We start from the raw sequence: 3,801 nt of genomic DNA on the forward strand, positions 1-3,801 counted from the left end.
CATGATAAGTAAACCATATGTATTTGTTGATAATTGTAATTTTGAGAAAATTTAGTTGATAAATTAAATGAATTTTAATATACTCTGTGGCTGTATCATGGCTTTTGTGCAATCCAATCCATTTGATCCGAATGTTCTCTTTTGCAATAAAGCAGCCTCTTCTGCTTTTCCTGAACCAACGAACTATGTCATTGATTTGATTCAACCGACAACAGTGATGCTGAATCAAATCTCCAAAGAAGGGATTAAATGCAAGAAATGTGGTAAGAAAAAGATAGGGGATGGAAGTTATTATCCGTCTAATTTGAACCAGCCCATGAGTCGAGATCAGTTGAGTAAGAATCATTTTAAATGAATAAGAGAAGGATGGCTTACCTCACTTCTCCGAATAACAATGCTATGCTTTTCAACCAAGGTTATAAATTGGCAACTACATTTCATTCTTCTTCATGCTGGTCCTATAGCCTGTAGACAATTACTACATCATTTGCATTCAATGCTCAATACAGCCTGTCAGCAGAACCGCAGCGATACTCTTTTTCGTGCATACATGTAGTGTTTAAATCCATTCATTTTTCAATGATCCTCTGCCGTTTATCACATTTATGGTCGATCTTTAACCTTGTGAAAAATGCACATACCGATCCCTTCAAACTGTCAAATTTATGTATGCGTGACATTTAAAGAAAATTTATCTGATCAATTTTTTTAGGTAAAATTCATCAAGAAAAAGTTATTATTATTCATAACATCACCAATAACCACATAAAAACAATAATTTAATAAATTATTCTTCCAATTTTTTTATATTTAGTGTTATTACCTCTAAATCCATGTTTACCACCTTCTATTACATAAGTAATTTAGAAGTATCCACGATATAAATTGCTTGCCCTCACACCTCTCCCCTCTCACGCCCAAAAAATTTATACTGAAAGGCAGATTAAGCCCGTTCGAGTTACATATAGCCGCATGCTATATTGAAAGCATTAAGAAAATATCCTCAATATTTATAGGATTTTTAAAGTATGAACTAATTTTCGAAGAACCCTTTCTAAGTAATGTGACCTATTAGGAAAAATGAAAATACTGAAATCTCCGTATCAACAATCAGTCAAAGTACATCCTGATGATTTTCTGTAACCGATACCCAAGGACTATACCTACCCTTCTGATGTGCTGTGCAACAAAGCCCTCCTTAGCCACACTATAGCTATAGATTAATTCCATTATTTTGTGATTTAATTAAATTATTCATTCTTAAGACCCAATTTAATGGATTTATTTTTCACTAAACCAGAAGAAGTTGTGACTCTTTTAGGTGAGCGTTTACGTAAGCAACGACTCTTTCTGGAGATGTCTCAAACTGAGGTAGCAGCACGCGCTGGTGTCGGCGTGAATACAGTTTCGAATCTTGAAGCGGGACGAAATGTATCTGTTGAAAATTTAGTCCGTATTGCAATGGTCTTGGGTCGATTAAACGAACTTCAGGAACTATTTAAACCTCAGCTTAACAGTGTGAATGACATTCTTCGCTATGAGAGTCAAAGTAAGCGCCACCGTATTAAGAGGAAGGGATAATGCTCAATAGACTTAATGTTTATTACAACGGTTGGGGCGAATCATGGTTATGGGGAACGCTGATTAGTTCAACAGCCACGACAGGTAGACCCACCATTGCTTTTGAATATAGTCCAGAAGCAATACAGCAAGGTGTTGAGCTCTCTTCTTACTTGCTGCCTTTAAAAGGTCTACCATTCAGACAAGGTTTTCCTACTCATCAAATGGGACTCCCAGGTCCAGTCTATGACGCTTTACCAGATGGTTGGGGCATGATGTTGATGGATCGATATTTCAAAAAAATTGGCTTAAATTCAGCACGAATTGGACCTTTGGAGCGTCTGACCTATATTAGTAGTCACGCAATGGGTGCCCTCTCCTTTGAACCTTGTGTTGCTGACATGCAAACCTCAGAAAATATCCCTTTACAACAACTGGCCCAGGAAGTTCAAGAAGTACTCAAAGGTGAAGGTGGTGAATTTCTACAGCATTTATTGGTCATGGGTGGCTCCCCTCAAGGTGCCAGACCAAAAGCGTTGGTTTACCGAGATCCTGTCAATTTAGAGTTTTCGACTCAAGATTCTGATCAACATGAAGCCTGGCTGATTAAGTTTCCTGCTCAGCAAGAGCATCCTGAAGTCTGCGCCATTGAAGCCGTCTATGCAGAATGTTTGCGACTTTGTGCAATTGAGACTCCAGATACCCATTTCTTTAATTTGCCCAATGGTTTAACGGCTTTTGCTTCTAAACGATTCGATCGTCAAAATGGTATGCGGATTCCAATGCAGAGTTTGGCTGCATATACAGGAGCAGACTATAAAGTTCCAGGTAGCCTAGACTATCGCAATTTTCTCCGGGCAACCTTGATGTGTACGCAAGATGTACGAGAAAGATTGCATGCTTTTAAACGTGCTGTGTTTAATGTGCTTTTCAATAATCGGGATGACCATACTAAGAACTTTTCATTTCTCATGGAGAAAAATGGTCAATGGAAATTGGCTCCAGCCTATGATGTGACCTTCTGCGAGGGTCCAGGTGGTTATCATCAAATGGACATTATGGGAGAAGCGCTCAATATTTCCCGAAATGACATACATAAACTCGGTACTTCAGAAGCTAATCTGACTACTCTAGAAGTCGATGAGATCATCTTGACCATGCGTGAAATTGCACTTCAATTTAGTCAAATTGCGCAGCGCCTGTATCCCCATCAAATTCGAGAATCTACCCTACAGATGATTCAATCACGGATTCAACAGAATATTGATTTTTTAACTGAAACCTAAGCGTAAATATAAACTAAGCGCCAACCATCAACTGCAAATAGACTTTGATATAGTTAGTCGCTACATAATCTGTAGAACCTGTGAATTAGCTCTCTTTATAATCACGAATATTAGATGGATCACCGCCAAGATATATTCTGCAAACGTGAAATCACTACATCCAGATCGAAAATCACTAAGAAAAAACTGTCACCAAAAAAAGGTCTGCACTATGGATAGATGCAGACCAAACTCTGGATAACTACCAGCACGAGAAATATGTCGCAATTTTGCATAGACATGAATTTGATAAAATCAGCCCAGAAAGCCAGAAATTCATAAAAACTATTTCATCAATCCCCTATAACTTAATCACGTTCATGGTCGATCTTAAATCTTGTGAAAAGTACTCATGCTGACCTAGCCAAACTGTAAAACTCATGTATTCATAGCCTTTAAATGAATCTTTCAATCGGTATATTTAAGGTAAAAACTAGTAATCAGAAGTTATTATCACCCCCATATAAAACAAGGATCAACTTAAAAACAATAACTTAGTAAATTATTCTTCCATTTTTTTTATATTTAGTGTTATCTCATTCACTTGGCTCTGAAAGTTTCTCGCACTGAGTTTATATGCGGACCAATTCGTTGTACGGTAGATTTTAGTTGCTGGCTTCTTCATTCGGAAATTATATTGCTGAATCAGACCTTACAAACAGCTTTGTGCAACAAAGCCGTCTTTAAGTACTTTTTTTAAAGGAAAAATCATCGACTTAAATCTATATTTCCAACAGTGCCACTTTTATCGCTTTAGCACATCAACTTATTTAAGTGGCGTAACTTACATAACTTATGCATCCCATTTAAGTGACCTCAGTTATAGTATTCCGTGTCAGGAATTTGTCCACTTATTCCAATGATGATGAGAACTGCAGCATTGACTTAGATCGCCAGTGCTCAGTACTGGCCATCA

3 protein-coding genes are annotated in these 3,801 nt (G+C 37.5%); all 3 read left to right on the plus strand.

Annotated features, from left to right (window positions below):
* Nucleotides 1-97 precede the first annotated feature (97 nt).
* Nucleotides 98-355 carry a hypothetical protein gene (locus MN869_RS20230; RefSeq protein WP_000896237.1) on the plus strand — a complete coding sequence of 86 codons (258 nt, stop codon included), beginning with the start codon at nt 98-100 and terminating at the stop codon, nt 353-355.
* 920 nt (nt 356-1,275) lie between these two features.
* Nucleotides 1,276-1,581: a helix-turn-helix transcriptional regulator gene (locus MN869_RS20235; protein WP_004658344.1), complete on the plus strand. Its 306-nt coding sequence runs from the start codon at nt 1,276-1,278 to the stop codon at nt 1,579-1,581.
* Nucleotides 1,581-2,846: a type II toxin-antitoxin system HipA family toxin gene (locus tag MN869_RS20240; protein ID WP_000934717.1), complete on the plus strand. Its 1,266-nt coding sequence runs from the start codon at nt 1,581-1,583 to the stop codon at nt 2,844-2,846. The genes MN869_RS20235 and MN869_RS20240 overlap by 1 nt, the downstream gene beginning before the upstream one ends.
* Nucleotides 2,847-3,801: the final 955 nt, after the last annotated feature.

Source organism: Acinetobacter sp. NIPH1876 (assembly GCF_022808535.1).
Classification (GTDB): domain Bacteria; phylum Pseudomonadota; class Gammaproteobacteria; order Pseudomonadales; family Moraxellaceae; genus Acinetobacter; species Acinetobacter higginsii.

Coding starts and splice junctions, on each gene's coding strand:
- MN869_RS20230 (WP_000896237.1), top strand. CDS start 98: ATGGCTTTTGTGCAATCCAATCCATTTGATCCGAATGTTCTCTTTTGC.
- MN869_RS20235 (WP_004658344.1), top strand. CDS start 1,276: ATGGATTTATTTTTCACTAAACCAGAAGAAGTTGTGACTCTTTTAGGT.
- MN869_RS20240 (WP_000934717.1), top strand. CDS start 1,581: ATGCTCAATAGACTTAATGTTTATTACAACGGTTGGGGCGAATCATGG.